The sequence below is a fragment of the Thiomonas sp. DCM-2 genome (assembly GCF_056820905.1).
Map to the genome: position 1 here is coordinate 1511023 of NZ_CM165962.1, position 15688 is coordinate 1526710.

Below are 15688 nucleotides of genomic sequence, written 5' to 3' on the forward strand. Positions count from 1 at the left end.
GGAGCACGCGATGACGCATGTCGAGCAACTGCCAAGCCCACCGCGCCGCCGCGCGCTGCGTTGGCTTGGCGCCGGCATGGGCAGCACCGCGCTTGCCGCCTGCGGCGGCGGGGCGGTGCTGGTCTGGGGCGAGTTTCCGGCATCAGCGGCCTCGGCGGCGTCCGGCCCGGCGGCGCGCAACCCGCAGCCCACGGTGCGCATCGTCGCCAGTGGCCTGTCGCGGCCCTGGGCGCTGGTGTTCCTGCCCGATGGCCGCATGCTGGTGACCGAGCGCACCGGGGCGCTGCGCATCGTCTCGCTCGACGGGCGCATCGGCGCGCCGATCGCCGGCGTGCCTGTGGTGGACGCGCGCGGGCAGGGCGGGCTGCTCGATGTCGCGCTCGACCCCGCGTTTGCCAGCAATCGCCGCATCTACCTGAGCTACGCGGAGGCGGGCAGTGGCGCGGATGCCGGGCGCAACGGCACCGCAGTGGCGCGCGCCGTGCTGTCTGCGGACGGCACGCGGCTGAACGCGGTGCAGGTGATCTTCCGCCAGACGCCCAAGATCGACAGCACCGCGCATTTCGGCTCGCGGCTCGTGTTTGCGCCGGACGGCAGCCTGTTCGTCACCCTGGGCGACCGCTTCACCCAGCGCGACGCGGCGCAGGATTTGTCCAACACCCTGGGCAAGGTGGTGCGCATTCGCCCGGACGGCAGCGTGCCGCCGGACAATCCCTTCGTCGGCCGTGCAGATGCGCGGCCCGAAATCTGGAGCTACGGCCACCGCAACGTGCAGGGCGCGGCCATTCACCCGGCGACCGGCGAACTGTGGACCCACGAGCACGGCCCGCAGGGTGGCGACGAGGTCAACATCACCCGCGCCGGGCGCAACTACGGCTGGCCGAAGATTTCATACGGCTGTGAATATGGCGCGCCGGTGGGAAACTGCACCCCGGTGGGCGGGGCGACCAGCGCGCCGGGCATGGAGCAGCCGCTGACTGACTGGGTGCCGACCTCGATCGCGCCATGCGGCATGGCGTTTTACACCGCCAGCCTGTTTCCGCAATGGCGCGGCAGCCTGTTCCTCGGCGCGCTCGCCGGACAGGCGCTGTGGCGGCTACAGCTCGACGGCAACAAGGTGGTGGCGCGCGAGGTGCTGTTCGTCGAACTGGGAGAACGCATCCGCGACGTGCGCCAGGGGCCGGACGGGGCGCTGTACCTGGTTTCGGACGGCGCGTCGGCGAAGATTTACCGGGTGCAGCCGGCTTGAGGCGCCACGCTACCATCGGCAACAGACAGGAGCAAAGCATGTCCAGAGCCTACGCATTCGACCCGCCGCACTACACCTACGACGACTACAAGCTCTGGGAAGGCCGCTGGGAACTGATCGGCGGTGTGCCCTACGCCATGTCGCCCGCGCCGTCGATCGCGCACCAGACCGTGAGCAACCGCATCGCCTGGTTGTTGCAGGACGCGCTGAAAGACTGCGCCGAATGCCGCGCCCTGCTGCCGGTGGACTGGCGCATCCGCGACGACACCGTGGTGCAGCCCGACAACCTGGTGGTCTGCCATCCAGTGGAGGGTGCCTACCTCACCCGCGCCCCCGAGCTGGTGTTCGAAATCCTCTCCAAGTCCACTGCGCTGAAAGACCAAAACGCCAAGTTCACGATCTACGAGACCGAGGGCGTGCGGTATTACGTCATGGTCAATGTCGACGACCGGGTCTGCAAGGTCTATCGCCTTCTCGATGGGCGCTACGTCAAGCTCGGCGATATGGTGGATGAAACCGTGACCTTCGATCTTGGCAAGTGCCGCATCACCTTCAATTTTGGGCTGATCTGGCCGCAGTGAGCGGTGCGAGCGGCTGGCGGTAGCGCAGGATCAGCCCGCCGCCGGGCGCGTTTTGCAGTGTCACCTTGCCGCCCAGGCGCTGCGCGATCTGGCGGACGATGGACAGCCCGAGGCCGCTGCCTTCGCTCTCTGTACCCGGCAGGCGCACGAAGGGCTCGAACACCTGTTCGAGCAGATCGGGCGGGATGCCTGGGCCGGTGTCCTGCACTTCGATCACCAGAGCATCCTCCGCCGCCAGCACCCGCAGATCGACGCGGCCTCCCTCCGGCGTGTAGCGCAGCGCATTGTCCACCGCGTTGCGCAGCAGGGTGTAGAGCTGCGCCGGGTCGGTGCGTACCTGCACCGCATCGGCGCGGTCCAGACCGAGATCGATGTTGCGGCTTTCCGCCAGTGGCAGCACATCGGTGATCACCTCGCGCACCACCTGCGCCGGGTCGATGTGCTGCCAGGCGGTGGACTGCTCGCCCTGCGAGCGCGCCAGGCTGAGCAGTTGCTCGACCACGGCGCGGGCGCGGCGCAGGCCCTGCTGCAGCGCGCCGATGCGTGTGTGCGCCTCGGGTTCGAGCTGCAGCGGCTTGAGGTTGTCCACCTGCATGCTGAGCACGGCGATCGGCGTGCGCAGCTCGTGTGCGGCATCGGCGACAAAGCGGCGCTGCTGTTCCATCGCCGCATGCAGGCGTTGCAGCAACCGGTTGATCGAGCGCACGAAGGGCAGCACTTCCTGCGGCACATCGGCCTCGGGCAGGGGTTGCAGATCGGACTCGCTGCGCGCGTCCACGCCCTGCGCCATCTGCCGCAGCGGCCGCAGTGCGCGCCGCACCACCCACGCCGACAGTAGCGCCAGCAGCGGGATGAGCGCGAGCAGCGGAAACAGCGTGCGCTGCGCGCTGTCGATCGCGGCATCGGTGCGCAGGTCGGTGCGTTGCGCCACGGCGATGCGCCCCTGGTCGCCCTGCCGCACGAACACCCGCCAGGCATGGCCGCCGCTTTGCACCACATGCATGCCGTCGGCAAGATGCGCGGGCAGTTGCAGCCCCTGCGGGCCGACCGGCGCACCCAGCCGCTGCACCACAATGCGCGCGTCCTTGTCCACATCGGCGCCTGCAGGGTTGAGCGCGCTGTCGGGAAAGTTGCCCCAGCGGTGCACCAGGCTGGCGATCTGCCGCAGTTGCGCGTCCTGCAGTTCGTTGGCCTCTTGGTAGCCGAAGAAGTACGACAGCGCCGCGGTACCCAGGCCGACGGCGACGACGCTGACCGTCATCCATAGCCACAGCCGCCGCAGCAGCGATTGCGCGCCCCAGTGGCGCATCGCGACCAGCGGGCTCATGGCTTATCCGCGGGATCGGTGCGCGGCACCAGCCAGCCCACACCGCGCACGTTCTTGATCACTTCCGGCGCGAGCTTTTTGCGCAGGCTGTGAATCAGAAATTCCACCGCATTGCTCTCCACCTCCTCGTTCCAGCCGTAGATGCGGTCTTCGAGTTCGCTGCGCGACAGAATCGCGCCAGGGCGCAGCAGCAGGGCGTGCAGCAGCGCGTATTCGCGCGCGGTCAGGCGCTGGGTCTGGCCCTGATACTGCACTTCGCGGGTCACCGGGTCGAGCGCGATCACGCCATTGCTCAGCACCGGCTGCGCCTGCCCGCCCTGACGCCGCGCCACCGCGCGGATGCGCGCGAGCAGCTCGGCGCTCTCGAATGGCTTGACCAGATAGTCGTCGGCGCCGAGGTCGAGTCCGCGCACGCGGTCTTCCACCCCGTCGCGCGCGGTGAGGATGAGGACGGGCATGGCGCTGCCGGCCTGGCGCAGCGCTTGCAGCACCGACAGGCCGTCGCGCTTGGGCAGGCCCAGGTCGAGCAGCATCAGTTCGTACTCGCCACCCTGCGCGGCGGCCAGCGCCGAGGCGCCGTCGAGCACCCAGTCGACCGCGTGCGCGGCGTCGCGCAGCGCCTGGCGGGTGGCGGCTCCCAGCATGTGATCGTCTTCAACCAAGAGGATGCGCATGGTTCATTCGGTGATGGCAGAAACGGCGGGCTGGGCAGAATTGTCGCCGTCTTGCGCGTCGTCCAGCCGCCCGCGCAGCAGCTTGAACAGCACCGGCATGAGCAGCAGCACCAGCGGCATCTGCACCGCAAGCCCCGAAATGATCGCCACGGCCAGCGGCTGCTGCATCGCCGAGCCTTGTCCCAGCGCCAGCGCCAGCGGCGCGAGGGTGAGGATTGCGGCCAGCGTGGTCATCGCGATCGGCCGCAGCCGGTTCTGCCCGGCGGCCACCAGCGCGGCGTCGAGCGACAGGCCGGGTTGCGCGCGCTGCAGCGCCTGCGCTTCGCTGAAGTAGAAAATCGCCACTTCGGTGACGATGCCGACGATCATGGTCATGCCCATCATCGCCGAGATGTTGAGCTCGATGCCTGCTGTCCACAGCCCGATGAACACCGCGGGCAGCGCCAGCAGCGGCATGGCCAGAATCACCACGGCGACCTTGAAGCGCTCGTACAGGAACAGCAGCAGTAAAAACACCAGCAGCACCGCGGCGGCGAGCACCTGCAGCAAGCCCTTGAACGCGATCTGCTGCTGCTTGTACAGCCCGCCGAGCTGGGCATAGACCCCGGGGGGGAAGTAGCCGGGGGCGTCGATGATGCGCTTGACCGCGGCGATGGTCGATCCCAGGTCGCGCCCGCTGATGCGCGCGGTCACCGCCGCCATGGCCTTGAGGTTCTCGCGGTGGATTTCCGGCTGGCCGGTGAGGATTTTGAGCGTGGCGATGCGCCCGAGGGTGAACACATGGCCGTCGGGCGCGCGCAGCGGCAACTGCGCGATGTCGTCGGTGGTCTGGCGCAGCGCCAGCGGCGTCCACAGCCGCACCCCGACCATTTTCGGGCCCTGCTGCAGCTGCGTGACCACGCTGCCGCCAATCAGCGTCGCCAGCTGCTGTTGCACCTGCGCCTGATCGACGCCTTCGAGCGCGGCGCGGGTGGGGTCGATGCGGATGTCGAGCGCGTCACCCGCCGGCTTGATGCCGCTGCGCACATCGACGATGCCGGGGATCTTGCTGATTTCCTGCGCGGTGCGGTGCGCGAGCTGCGCGAGCTGCTGCGGGTTGTCGTCGAAAATCTTGATCTCCACCGGCTGCGGCACCGCGGTGAGGTCGCCGATCAGGTCTTCCATCAGTTGCGCGAGTTCGATTTTCACCCCCGGCACCTGGGTTTCGATGCGCCGGCGCACGTCTTCCATCACCGCGTCGATGGACTTGCGCGGCGGCGGTTTCAGCCGCACGAAAAAGTCGCCCTCGTTCGCCTCGGTCACGCCGCCGCCGAGCTGCGCCCCGGTGCGGCGCGAGAAGGTCTGCACCTCGGGGGTGGTGAGCAGGATGTGCTCGACCTGCCGCAGGATGCGGTCGGTCTCGGCGAGCGACGTTCCCGGCCGGGTGCGGTAGTCGAGGATGAACCCGCCTTCGTCCATATGCGGCATGAAGCCGCTGCCCACCTGCGCATACGCCAGCCAGCCCGCGAGCAGCAGCGGCAGCACGCCCAGCACCGCAAGCCAAGGGCGGCGCAGCGCCGCGGCGAGCACGCGGCCATAGCCACGCTGTACCGCAGACAGCCAGCGGCCATGTTCGCGCTGCGCCTCGCTGGAGATGTCTTTGGGCGACAGCAGCTTGTCGGCCAGCAGCGGCACCGCCAGCCAGGCGACGAAAAACGAGATCACCAGCGCCGCGGCCATGGTCAGGGACAGCGCCTTGAAAAACGCCCCGGTCACGCCCGAGAGAAACGCCAGAGGCAAAAAGATCACCACGGTCGATGCGCTCGACCCGGCCAGCGGCCGCAGGTATTCCATCGCCGCAAGCAGGATGCCGCCGTGGCGCTGCTGCGGGTTGCCCTGCGGCGCGGTTTCGCTCAGCCGCCGCATGATGTGCTCGCTCATCACGATCGCATCGTCGATCACCAGCCCGACCGCGGCGGCCATGCCGCCCAGGGTCATGATGTTGAAACTCATGCCCAGCGCGTCCAGCAGCACCACGGTGGCGGCGAGCACCGCGGGCACGGTGATCATCGCGATCAGCGTGATTTTCAGGCTGCGCAAAAACAGCAGCAGCACCAGCCCGGCGAGAACCACGCCGATCAGGATGGCGTCGCGCACACTGGCGGCGCTGTCGACCACCAGGGTGCTCTGGTCGTACCAGTTCGCCAGACGCACGCCGGGCGGCAGTGGGGTTTTGGCCAGCAGCTCGCGCACATGCCGGGCGATCTGCACCGTGTTGCCGCCGGGCTGCTGGTAGATGTTGAGCAGGACAGCGTCTTTGCCATCATCGGGGGAATGTGCCCCCACGCTCGCGTTTGCTCGCTGCCCCCCGAGGGGGCCATCACCCCCTTGGGGCGGCCCTGCGGCGGTGATCCTTACCCACTGCGGCACCGTGCTGCGGGTGATGCGCGCCACGTCCTCGAGCCGCACCACGCCGTCGGGCCCGGCGCGCAGCACGATGTTGCCGATGTCGCGCGCGTCGTGCAGCCGCGAATCGGCCAGGGCGAGCAGCAGCTTGTAGCGATCCTGCAGGTGGCCGACGGCCTGCACGCCGTTGGCGGCGGCCACCGCGTTGCGCACGTCCTGCAGCGCCAGCCCCAGCGCCTGGAGTTTGAGCGGGTCGAGGATGACGTGGTATTCCTCGCGCGCGCCGCCCTGGATCTGCACCCGCGCGACCCCGCCGATGCTCGACAGCAGCGGTCGCAACTGGAACTCGGCCAGGTCGTAGAGCTGGGTCGGGGTGAGGTTGTCGGACGTCAGGCTGTACGCGATCACCGGATCGACCGTCGGGTCCATGCGCTTGCTCGACACCTGCGTGCCCGGCGGCAGCTGCGGCAGCATTTGCGTCACCGCCTCGTTGACCTGGACTGCGGCCAGCGCCATCGGCGTGCCCCAGTCGAAGCTCACCGAAATGTCGGCGGTGCCGCGGCTGGTGGTCGAGCGCACATCGACCACGCCGGGCACGCGACGCACCGCCTGCTCCAGCGGCTGGGTGACCTGCAGCATCATCTGGCTGGCCGGGCGGTCGCCAGCGTCGGCGCTGACCACCACGCGCGGAAAGTCCACGTTCGGAAACAGCCCGACCGGCAGCTTGAACGCGGCGAACACGCCGCCCGCGGCCAGCAGCGCGAGCAGGAACAGCACCGAGCGCCGGTGGCGCTGCAGCCAGATCGCCGCGCCGCTCATCGCGCGGCTCCGGCAACACGCAGCGCCATGCCGTCGCGCAGCACATCGTTGCCGGCGACCACCAGCGGCAGCGCCGGGTTCAGCGCGCCGGTGATGCCAGTCTGCAGCCCGCTTTCGATCGCGATCTCGACCGGCACGCGGCGCGCGCGGCCATGATCGTCCTGGAATACGTACGCGCCGCGTTCGTCCTGCAGCACCGCGTCGCGCGGGACCACCCAGCCGCGCCAGCGGCCGAGCACGATCTCGGCCTGCACACTGGTGCCCGGCGCGGGCATATGGGGCTGCGACGGCAGCGCGATCAGCACGTCGAGCCGCTGGGTCTTGGGGTTGATCGTCGCGCCGATGCTGCGGATCGACCCCGTCCACTGTTGCGCCGGGTCGAACACCGCGCGCAGGCGCACCGGCTGGCCCGGTTGCAGCCGCGCCGCGTCCTCTGGCGGCACGCCGGCAGCCGCCTGCACGCTGCCGCCGCGCCCGAGCTGCAGCAGCGGGCTGCCCGCGGCGAGCAGGTCGCCGGGGGCGGCGTTGACCACGAGCACGATGCCGTCTGTTGGCGCGGTCACGCGGGTTTCGCTTTGCCCCGCACCCTGTTGCTGCAGGGTGCGCAACTGCGCCTGCGCGTCGGCCAGCGCCTTGCGCGCGGCGTCCACCTGCGAGCGTGTTGCGAGCTGCTGCGCTTCGAGCGCGGTCACGCGCTCCAGTTCACGTTGCGCAAAGCGCACCGCGGTCTGCGCCTGGGTGTAGGCCAGCGTGCTGCTGGGGTCGGTGCGCAGGGTGGCGAGCCACTGGCCTTTGCGCACTGCCTGCCCGGCGTGCACCGCAAGGCTTTGCACCTGCATCGGATGCGGGAAGGCGAGCGTCTGCGTCTGGCTGGTGGGCACTTGCACCACGGCATAGGCGCGCAGGGTGTGCAGCAGTTCGCCGCGCTGCAACGGCGCGGTCTGCACCAGGGCGGACACCTCGGGTTCGGCTGCGCGCGCGCTGCCGAGTGCGGCGGGCAACAGACAGGCGGCAAGCAGCAGCAGACGGGTGCGGGCGGAGAGATTCATGGCTGATGTGTGGTCAAAGAGGTCGTGGCCTGCGCGGCCGGGCGGTACGGCCCCAGGCCGGTGAGCAGCTGCAGCGCCAGCGCCTGTTCCTCGGTCTGCTGGGCATTGGCCTGCAGCGCCAGAAGCTGGTCGAGCAGCGCGGTGCGCTGGTTGATGAATTCGAGCAGGGTCATGCTGCCGTGCTGCAGCGCGACTTGCGCTGCGGCCTCGGCCGATTCCAGCGCGGGCAGAGCGGCCCGCAGCGCCTGGCGTTGCTGCTGCAGCAGCGCCAGATCGGCCTGTGCCAGGCGCGCATCGGCATCAGCCTGGTCGAGCCGGGCCTGATAGTCGGCGCGCAGTTGCGCCCGGGTGGCGCGCTGCGTGGCGATCACGCCCTGGTTGCGGTTGAACAGCGGCAGGCTGATGTTCACCCCGAAGCCGATGGTGTTCACCCCTGCGGTGTCGCGCGCGCGGGTGAAGCCCAGGTTGACCGCGGGGAACTGACCGAGCACGGCCTGCCAGACCTTCTGTTCCTGCGCGGCATAGCCGGCTTGCAGCGCCATCAGGTCGGGGCGGATGCGCGGCAGGTTCTGCAACGCGGCATCGACCTGCGCTGCGTCGGGAAGCGGCTGCGGTGTGGCGGGGGCCAGCGGCAGCGGCACACCCGGCTGCAGACCGAGCAGCGCGTGCAGTTGTGACTGCAGCGCGAGCTGCTGGCGTTGGGTGCCCTGGATGGTCTGGGTCAGCACCTGCAGCGGCACCAGCTGCGCGTCCACGTCCAGCCGGGTGACATTGCCCTGCGCCAGCGCGGCCTGGCTGCGCTGCAGGCGCTCTTGGAACAGCGCGCGCTCCTGCTCCAGCAGCGCCAGGCGCGCAGCGTTGCCGGTGATGCGGGTGTAGAGCAGCCGCGCCTGCGCCACCGTCTGCCACTCGGCCCACAGCACCTGCAGATCGACCTGGGCCGCGGCGCTTTGCGCGGCGCGCGACGCCGCATGGTGGGTGATGAGCGCGGCGATGTCGTACGACAGGCCGAGGTTGAACGCCGACGTCGTGGCGCCCACGCTGTTGCCAGGGAAGTCGCGCGTCAGGCTGAGCTGCGGGTCGGGCAGCAGCCCGGCATCGAACGCCTGCGCACGGGCCACGCCCAGCTTGGCGCGCTCGGCCTTGAGCTGCGGGTTGTTGAGCACCGCGAGGATGGCCAGCCCGGTGGCGTCGAGCGGTTTGTTCGGGTCAAAGTCGTAGTGCGCCAGCACGGGCAGGGCGATGCGGCTGCGCGCCACCTGCAGGCCCTGCACCGAAGCCGCCAGATGCGGCGCAGTGGGCAGCGGGTCGGGGTGGTAGCTGGCGCAGCCGCCCAGCAGCAGGGCGGCAAGCAGGGCGCTGTGGAGCAGGCAGCGTCGTGGCATGGGCAGGCGCTCGGGTACCGACAAAGGTGTCATCGTATGGCCCAGCCGTGACGGATCGCCGGGGCGAACAGCTTGCGATAGACGCGGGTGAGCAGCGGCATTGCGGTGGCGAGCACACACTGTCCCGCGCGGTGGGTGAGCAGGGCGGCGGCCAGCCCCACCAGCGCGGCGCCGGCCATGTCCAGCGGCCAGTGCACGCCCAGATACACCCGCGCCCAGGCCACCGGCAGACCGAGCAGCGCCAGCAGCAACCCGGCGCGGCGCCAGGGCGCGCAAAGCATCAGGCTTGCGGCTACGGACCAGATCACGGTGAGATGGTCGCTGGGAAAGCCGCTGTCGGGCGCGTGCGGCAGCAGCGCCGGGCCGAGACCGATGGCAAACGGCCGCGGCTCGAACACCACCAACCCGATGAGCTGGTTGATGCCCAGCGCCAGCAGCGCAGCAAAAGCCGCCTGCAGCAGCGGCAGACGCAGCGCCTCGGGGCGGCGCAGCCAGCCCCAGACCAGCAGCAGCGGCACGGCAAAAATCGCGTCCTTGGCAAGCAGCAGGGCGATGCCCACGCTGACCTGCGATGCGCTGCCGGATGCCGCCCAGTGCACGTACAGGTTGAGATTGAATGCGTTCCAGAAAGCGGGGAAGTGGAGCATGGGCTTGAGAACATCGTCGAACCGAAAATCGCCCCTGCCCGCATGCTGGGCAGGGGCAGCGAACAGCGCTCAGTCCTGCTGGTCGTGGTTGTCGCGGTCCGCCTTGTCTGCGGTGGCGGCGATGACCGTGCCCTGATCGGGGCTGACTTTCACATCGAACACCTGCGGGCCCTTGACCACTTCGACGTCGTAGACCAGTTTGCCGCCATGCGGCTCGACCTCGGCCTTGGACGCGGTGCCGCCCACGTGCTGCTCGGCGGCGGTGACCGCCTGTGCAAGGCTGAACCTGGCGTTGGGGATGGTGCGGGCATCGTTGCCCGCGTCGCCCGCGGCATAGACGCTCACCCCAGCGGCTGCCGAGATGAGTGCAAGGGCCGCGAGGGCCAGAGTGGATTTGCGTTTGAACATGATGAAACTCCCTGAGATGCGCGCCGTATTGGCGTGCCTGCACTCTAGAGGGCGAGTCTTAGCGAAGACATAGGACGCGCCGTATGCTTGCGGCATGCACAAGCATCCGGCCAAGCAGACTGCCGCAATCTCCAGACAGAGCCGCAAGCGTCCCCGGCTGGGCCTCGCGCTTGGAGGCGGCTCGGCGCGCGGCATGGCGCATCTGGGCGTGCTGCGCGCGTTTGCCGATGCCGGGGTGCAGATCGACTGCATTGCCGGCTGCAGCATCGGTGCGCTGGTGGGCGCCATTGCCGCTTCGGGCAGTACCGACGGGCTGGAGGCCACGTTCAAGACTTTCGACTGGAAGCGCACCCTGTCGTTTTTCGATGTGGTGTTTCCGCGCTCAGGGCTGATCGATGGCGCCAAGGTGACCGCGCTGGTGCGCGAGCATCTGCCGGCCACGCAGATCGAGGCACTGCGCATTCCGTTTGCCGCCATCGCCACCGATCTGCTCAGCGGCGCCGAGGTGGTGCTGCGCTCGGGCGATGTGATCGACGCAGTGCGCGCCAGCGTTGCGGTGCCCGGCATCTTCACCCCGGTCAGGCTGGCCGGACGGGTGCTGGTGGACGGCGGCCTGAGCAACCCGGTGCCGGTGAGCGCGGTGCGGGCCATGGGGGCGGAGCAGGTGATTGCGGTCGATCTCAATCACGGTGTGGTGGGCGGACACAATCTCAATCGGCTGAGCGCGTCCCGGCCCGCGTCCAGGCCTGCAGCGCAAGGGCAGGGCGCGGGCTGGGTGGGCGACTATCACCGGGTCATGGCCGATCTCAAGTCGCGCCTGCTGGCGCAGAGTGCGCCTGCGAAGGCCCAGTTTTCGCGCTGGGCCGACAGTCAGGAACCGCTGCCCAATGTGTTCGAGGTGCTGCTGGCCGCAGTGAACGTGATGGAAATGCGCATCACCGAAACGCGTCTGCTGATCGAACCGCCGGACGTGCTGATCCGCCCCGCACTGGGGCAGATCCGCTTTCTGGAATTTGGCCGCGCGGACGAGGCCATCGACATCGGCTACGCCGCTGCGCTGGAGGCACTGGATCTCTGGAAGCGCCAGAATCCGTCGCAGTAACGGTGTCAGCCGGTGTTGCGCAGACCCGCGGCGATACCGTTGATGCTCAGGTGGATGCCGCGCTTGGTGCGCTCGTCGGTCTGGCCTTCGCGGAAGCGGTAGAGCAGCTCGATCTGCAGGTGGTTGAGCGGGTCGATGTACGGAAACCGCGCGCGGATCGAGCGCTTGAGCGTGGGGTTGTCGGCCAGGCGCTCGGTATTGCCGGTGATCGCAGTGAGCATCTCGGTGGTGAGCTGCCATTCGCGCTGCAGCGCCTTGAGCACCTTCTGGCGGGTTTTTGCATCGGGCACGAGTTCGGCGTAGCGCGCGGCCACGCGCATGTCGGTCTTGGCCAGCACCATGTCGATGTTCGACAGCAGGGTGGCGAAGAACGGCCATTGCCGCGCCATGCGCTGCAGCAGTTTCAGGCCGTCGGGTTCGGCATCGAGAAAGGCCTGCACTCCGCTGCCGAAGCCGTACCAGCCCGGCAGCGCCACGCGGCACTGGCCCCACGAGAAACCCCACGGAATGGCACGCAGGTCGGCAATGGCACGGGTGGCCTTGCGCGAGGACGGGCGGCTGCCGATGTTGAGTTCGGCAATCTCGGAAATGGGTGTGGCGCTGTAGAAGTAGTCGGTGAACTCGGGGGTGTCGTACACCAGCTTGCGGTAGGCGGCCATCGACGCCTCCGACAGCGCTGCGGCGGCGTCGAGAAAGCGCACCGGGGGCTTGGTCGCGGTCTTGGTCTGCGGCAGCAGCGTGGCCTGCAGCGTGGCGGCCACCAGGGTTTCGAGATTGCGCAGGCCGATGTCGGGATTGCCGTACTTGCTGGTGATGACCTCGCCCTGCTCGGTCAGCCGGATCTGGCCGTTGACCGTGCCCGGCGGCTGCGCCAGGATGGCGTCGAAGCTCGGGCCGCCGCCGCGTCCCACCGTGCCGCCGCGGCCGTGGAACAGCCGCAGGGTGATGCCGTGCTCGCCCTTGAGCTGGTCGAACTGCTCGGCCAGCGCGACTTCGGCGCAGTACAGCTCCCAGTTGGACGTGAAGAAGCCGCCGTCCTTGTTGCTGTCGGAGTAGCCCAGCATGATTTCCTGCTCGCCGCCGGAGCGCTGCACCAGGCCGATGATGCCGGGCAGGGCGTAGAACTCGCGCATGATGGCCGGGGCGTTGCGCAGGTCGTCGATGGTCTCGAACAGCGGCACCACCAGCAGCTCGGCGTAGCTGTCGGCGCTGCCGAGCGTGCCGTGGAACAGTCCGGCCTCTTTTTGCAGCAGCAGCAGTTCGAGCAGGTCGCTCACCGTCTCGGAGTGCGAGATGATGTACTGGCGAATGGCGCGCGGGCCGAAGTCGCGCCGGGCGCTGTAGGCGCGGTCGAACACGGCCAGTTCGCTGCGGGTCCAGTCGGAATAGGTGTGGTGCGGCAGGCGCAGCGGGCGCGGGTCGTTGAGGCAGCGGATCAGCAGTGCCTGCTTCGCGGCCTCGTCGAGATGGGTGTAATTGGGACACAGCCCGGCGGCAGCGAGCAGTTCGCGCAGCACGGCTTCGTGCTGATCCGAACTCTGCCGCAGATCGATGGTGGCCAGGCGAAAACCGAACACACCCGAGGCGCGGATCAGCGGGTCGATGCGCGCACGCGCCAGCGCCTCGGCATGATGGCTCTGCAGCGAGGCTCGAATGGTGCGCAGGTCGGAGATGAATTCGTCTGCATTGGCATAGGGCTCGGCACTGCCCACTTCGGGCAACACCGCATCCACGCCGGCGAGTTTGCGCAGATTGGCGGCCAGGCGCGCGTACATGCCGATGAGCGCGCGGCGGTAGGGCTCGTCGCTGCGGTGCTCGGACAGGTCGGGCGAGCGCTCGGCCAGCGCCATGAGTTCTGGGCTGGCGCTGGCCAGCAGGGCCGAGACCGACAGTTCGCCGCCAATGGCGTGCACCTCCGCCATGTAGTACTCGATCGCGGTGCGCGACTGCATGCGCAGCGCGTAGCTCAGTGTCTCGGCGGTGACGAAGGGATTGCCGTCGCGGTCGCCGCCGATCCAGTGGCCCATGCGGAAAAAGGCCGGCAGATCGGCCTTGGCCGGCTCGTCCTGGTCTGCGGGGAACAGGTCGTCGATGTCGCGCTGCAGATCGCGGTACAGGCGCGGGAATTGCGAGAAAAATGTGGCGTTGTAGAACGACAGCGCATTCTTGATCTCGTCGGATACCCGCAGTTTCACATAGCGCAGCAGCCGCGTCTGCCAGAGCTGCACCACGCGTGCCCGCATGGCGTCCTCGATATCGGCGCGCTTTTGCGGCAGGCGGGTGGCGTCGCGCGCGACCAGCAGCTTGGCCAGCGCGCGCTCGGCATCGAGCACGCTCTTGCGCTGCACTTCGGTGGGGTGGGCGGTGAGCACCGGAGAGATGAGCGCCTGGTCGAAGAACTGCATCAGCTGTTTGCGCTGCACGCCGCTGGCCTTGAGCACCTCCAGCGCGGCGCGCACGCTGTCGCGCTGCGGCGGCGCACCGCGTTCGGCATCCTGTTCTGCGCGGCGCAGCACGTGGTGATCTTCCGCAATGTTCGCCAGGATGGAAAAGTAGCTGAAGGCGCGGATCACGCTGACCGCCTGGTCGCGGCTCAGGCTGCTGAGCAGCTTGTCGAGGGCGCGGCGGTCCTTGGCATCGCCGTCGCGGTGAAACTTGACCGACAGCTGGCGGATGGTCTCGACGATGTCGAACATCTCCTGCCCCTCCTGCTCGCGGATCAGGTCGCCGAGCAGTCTGCCGAGCAAGCGGATGTCGTCGAACAACGCGGCATCGGGGTCGGAAGCGTTGCGGACTGCGGTGGTGCGTGTCGACATGGCGGGGCGTTGGCGGAGTGTGCACGAAGATGGGGCGCCGTGATGCTATCAGCGCATGCCCGGTTCGAAGCAAGATGCGCGCCTGCATCGCTCCGGGATTTGCGTTGTCGCAGGCGCGGGAGGGCGGCTTTTCGCATGGCGCAACATGTCGCGGCTCTGCACGGAGTCTGTCTGATTTGGGTATCGCGGGCTGCACAGCCCTCTTTCTCCATCCGCGCCCCAAGCCCGACAGACTCCTGGGGAGCGGCAGGGTGGGCTCATAGAATCCGGGCATGACTTCGACCTTCACCCCTCCTTCGTCCCTCGTCATCGCCACGCGCGAAAGCCGCCTCGCCCTGTGGCAGGCGCACCATGTGCGCGACTTGCTCAAGGCGCTGTACCCGGCATGCGACGTGCGGATTTTCGGCATGACCACGCAGGGCGACCAGATTCTGGACAAGTCGCTGGCGAAGATCGGCGGCAAGGGCTTGTTCGTCAAGGAACTCGAAGTGGCGATGGAGCAGGGCCACGCCGATCTCGCGGTGCATTCGCTCAAGGATGTGCCCATGGTGCTGCCGCCCGGCTTTGCCCTCACCGCAGTGATGGAGCGCGAGGATCCGCGCGACGCCTGGGTGAGCCCGCGCCATGCCAGCCTGGCCGAGGTGCCTGCAGGCGCCGTGGTCGGCACGTCCAGTCTGCGGCGCGAATCGCAACTGCGCGCGCGGTATCCGCATCTGCGCGTCGAGCCGCTGCGCGGCAACCTCGACACCCGGCTGCGCAAGCTCGACGAAGGGCGCTATGCGGGCATTCTGCTGGCCGCAGCCGGGCTCAAGCGCCTGGGCCTGGGCGAGCGCGTGCGTGCGGTAATCGATCCCGACGAGATGCTGCCGGCAGTCGGGCAGGCGGCGCTGGGCATCGAAATTCGCGCCGACCGGCCCGATCTGGCGCAGGCGCTGGCGCCGCTCAATCATCTCCCCACCGCGCTGTGCGCGCATGCGGAACGCGCCGTGTCGCGCGGGCTGGGCGGCAGTTGCACCACACCGATGGGCGCGCACGCCACGCTGGACGGACAGAACATGGTGCTGCGTGCCCTGCTGGGACTGCCTGATGGCAGCCGCACGCTGCGGGCGCAGGCGCAGGCGCGTGTCACCGATCTGGCGCAGGCCGAGGCGCTGGGGCAGCAGGTGGCGCAGCAACTGCGCGACCAGGGCGCAGACGCGCTGCTGGCGCAGCTCGGCACGCACTGACGCCCCCGCCGGCGGGACGG

Annotated in this window: 12 protein-coding genes; 4 read left to right on the forward strand and 8 right to left on the reverse strand. The window is 69.0% G+C overall.

Going from position 1 to position 15688, the window contains the following annotated elements:
• The first annotated feature begins 10 nt into the window (after positions 1-10).
• Both AC1ZQA_RS07285 and AC1ZQA_RS07290 read left to right on the forward strand, forming a co-directional pair.
• Positions 11-1249, forward strand: coding sequence for a PQQ-dependent sugar dehydrogenase (locus AC1ZQA_RS07285; protein ID WP_482679133.1), 1239 nt, complete (start codon positions 11-13; stop codon positions 1247-1249).
• A 38-nt stretch (positions 1250-1287) separates the two neighbouring features.
• On the forward strand, positions 1288-1830 hold the full coding sequence (locus AC1ZQA_RS07290; RefSeq protein ID WP_482679134.1) for a Uma2 family endonuclease: 543 nt from the start codon (positions 1288-1290) through the stop codon (positions 1828-1830).
• Here AC1ZQA_RS07290 and AC1ZQA_RS07295 read toward each other — a convergent pair.
• The 7 genes from AC1ZQA_RS07295 to AC1ZQA_RS07325 all read right to left on the reverse strand — a co-directional run bounded on the left by AC1ZQA_RS07295 (position 1802) and on the right by AC1ZQA_RS07325 (position 10524).
• Positions 1802-3157, reverse strand: coding sequence for a sensor histidine kinase (locus tag AC1ZQA_RS07295; protein ID WP_482679135.1), 1356 nt, complete (start codon positions 3155-3157; stop codon positions 1802-1804). The two genes, AC1ZQA_RS07290 and AC1ZQA_RS07295, sit on opposite strands and share 29 nt — an antisense overlap.
• Complete coding sequence (locus AC1ZQA_RS07300; protein WP_482679136.1) at positions 3154-3831, reverse strand: response regulator transcription factor; 678 nt, start codon at positions 3829-3831, stop codon at positions 3154-3156. Before AC1ZQA_RS07300 ends, AC1ZQA_RS07295 begins: the two co-directional genes overlap by 4 nt.
• A gap of 3 nt (positions 3832-3834) precedes the next feature.
• The gene (locus AC1ZQA_RS07305) at positions 3835-7035 is read right to left on the reverse strand and encodes an efflux RND transporter permease subunit (RefSeq protein WP_482679137.1); all 3201 of its coding nucleotides are present in this window, start codon (positions 7033-7035) and stop codon (positions 3835-3837) included.
• On the reverse strand, positions 7032-8084 hold the full coding sequence (locus AC1ZQA_RS07310; protein ID WP_482679138.1) for an efflux RND transporter periplasmic adaptor subunit: 1053 nt from the start codon (positions 8082-8084) through the stop codon (positions 7032-7034). The genes AC1ZQA_RS07305 and AC1ZQA_RS07310 overlap by 4 nt, the downstream gene beginning before the upstream one ends.
• Complete coding sequence (locus tag AC1ZQA_RS07315) at positions 8081-9469, reverse strand: TolC family protein (protein WP_482679139.1); 1389 nt, start codon at positions 9467-9469, stop codon at positions 8081-8083. Before AC1ZQA_RS07315 ends, AC1ZQA_RS07310 begins: the two co-directional genes overlap by 4 nt.
• Positions 9470-9498: 29 nt before the next feature.
• Positions 9499-10116, reverse strand: coding sequence for a phosphatase PAP2 family protein (locus tag AC1ZQA_RS07320; protein ID WP_482679140.1), 618 nt, complete (start codon positions 10114-10116; stop codon positions 9499-9501).
• Positions 10117-10185: 69 nt separating this feature from the next.
• Entirely contained in the window at positions 10186-10524 is a 339-nt protein-coding gene (locus AC1ZQA_RS07325) for a PepSY domain-containing protein (RefSeq protein ID WP_482679141.1), read from the reverse strand.
• A 94-nt stretch (positions 10525-10618) separates the two neighbouring features.
• On the opposite strand from AC1ZQA_RS07325, the gene AC1ZQA_RS07330 reads away from it, so the two are divergent.
• The gene (locus tag AC1ZQA_RS07330) at positions 10619-11626 is read left to right on the forward strand and encodes a patatin-like phospholipase family protein (protein WP_482679142.1); all 1008 of its coding nucleotides are present in this window, start codon (positions 10619-10621) and stop codon (positions 11624-11626) included.
• 5 nt (positions 11627-11631) lie between these two features.
• On the opposite strand, the gene ppc is transcribed toward AC1ZQA_RS07330, so the two are convergent.
• Positions 11632-14442, reverse strand: a complete 2811-nt coding sequence (ppc, locus tag AC1ZQA_RS07335; protein ID WP_482679143.1) for a phosphoenolpyruvate carboxylase — start codon at positions 14440-14442, stop codon at positions 11632-11634.
• Between the two features lie 272 nt (positions 14443-14714).
• Here ppc and hemC point away from each other — a divergent pair, with 272 nt between their 5' ends.
• Positions 14715-15668, forward strand: coding sequence for a hydroxymethylbilane synthase (gene hemC, locus AC1ZQA_RS07340; protein ID WP_482679144.1), 954 nt, complete (start codon positions 14715-14717; stop codon positions 15666-15668).
• Positions 15669-15688: the final 20 nt, after the last annotated feature.

Bases quoted from the DNA above. Each gene is read 5' to 3' on its own strand.
- AC1ZQA_RS07285 (WP_482679133.1), top strand. From the start codon at position 11: ATGACGCATGTCGAGCAACTGCCAAGCCCACCGCGCCGCCGCGCGCTG.
- AC1ZQA_RS07290 (WP_482679134.1), top strand. From the start codon at position 1,288: ATGTCCAGAGCCTACGCATTCGACCCGCCGCACTACACCTACGACGAC.
- AC1ZQA_RS07295 (WP_482679135.1), bottom strand. From the start codon at position 3,157: ATGAGCCCGCTGGTCGCGATGCGCCACTGGGGCGCGCAATCGCTGCTG.
- AC1ZQA_RS07300 (WP_482679136.1), bottom strand. From the start codon at position 3,831: ATGCGCATCCTCTTGGTTGAAGACGATCACATGCTGGGAGCCGCCACC.
- AC1ZQA_RS07305 (WP_482679137.1), bottom strand. From the start codon at position 7,035: ATGAGCGGCGCGGCGATCTGGCTGCAGCGCCACCGGCGCTCGGTGCTG.
- AC1ZQA_RS07310 (WP_482679138.1), bottom strand. From the start codon at position 8,084: ATGAATCTCTCCGCCCGCACCCGTCTGCTGCTGCTTGCCGCCTGTCTG.
- AC1ZQA_RS07315 (WP_482679139.1), bottom strand. From the start codon at position 9,469: ATGCCACGACGCTGCCTGCTCCACAGCGCCCTGCTTGCCGCCCTGCTG.
- AC1ZQA_RS07320 (WP_482679140.1), bottom strand. From the start codon at position 10,116: ATGCTCCACTTCCCCGCTTTCTGGAACGCATTCAATCTCAACCTGTAC.
- AC1ZQA_RS07325 (WP_482679141.1), bottom strand. From the start codon at position 10,524: ATGTTCAAACGCAAATCCACTCTGGCCCTCGCGGCCCTTGCACTCATC.
- AC1ZQA_RS07330 (WP_482679142.1), top strand. From the start codon at position 10,619: ATGCACAAGCATCCGGCCAAGCAGACTGCCGCAATCTCCAGACAGAGC.
- ppc (WP_482679143.1), bottom strand. From the start codon at position 14,442: ATGTCGACACGCACCACCGCAGTCCGCAACGCTTCCGACCCCGATGCC.
- hemC (WP_482679144.1), top strand. From the start codon at position 14,715: ATGACTTCGACCTTCACCCCTCCTTCGTCCCTCGTCATCGCCACGCGC.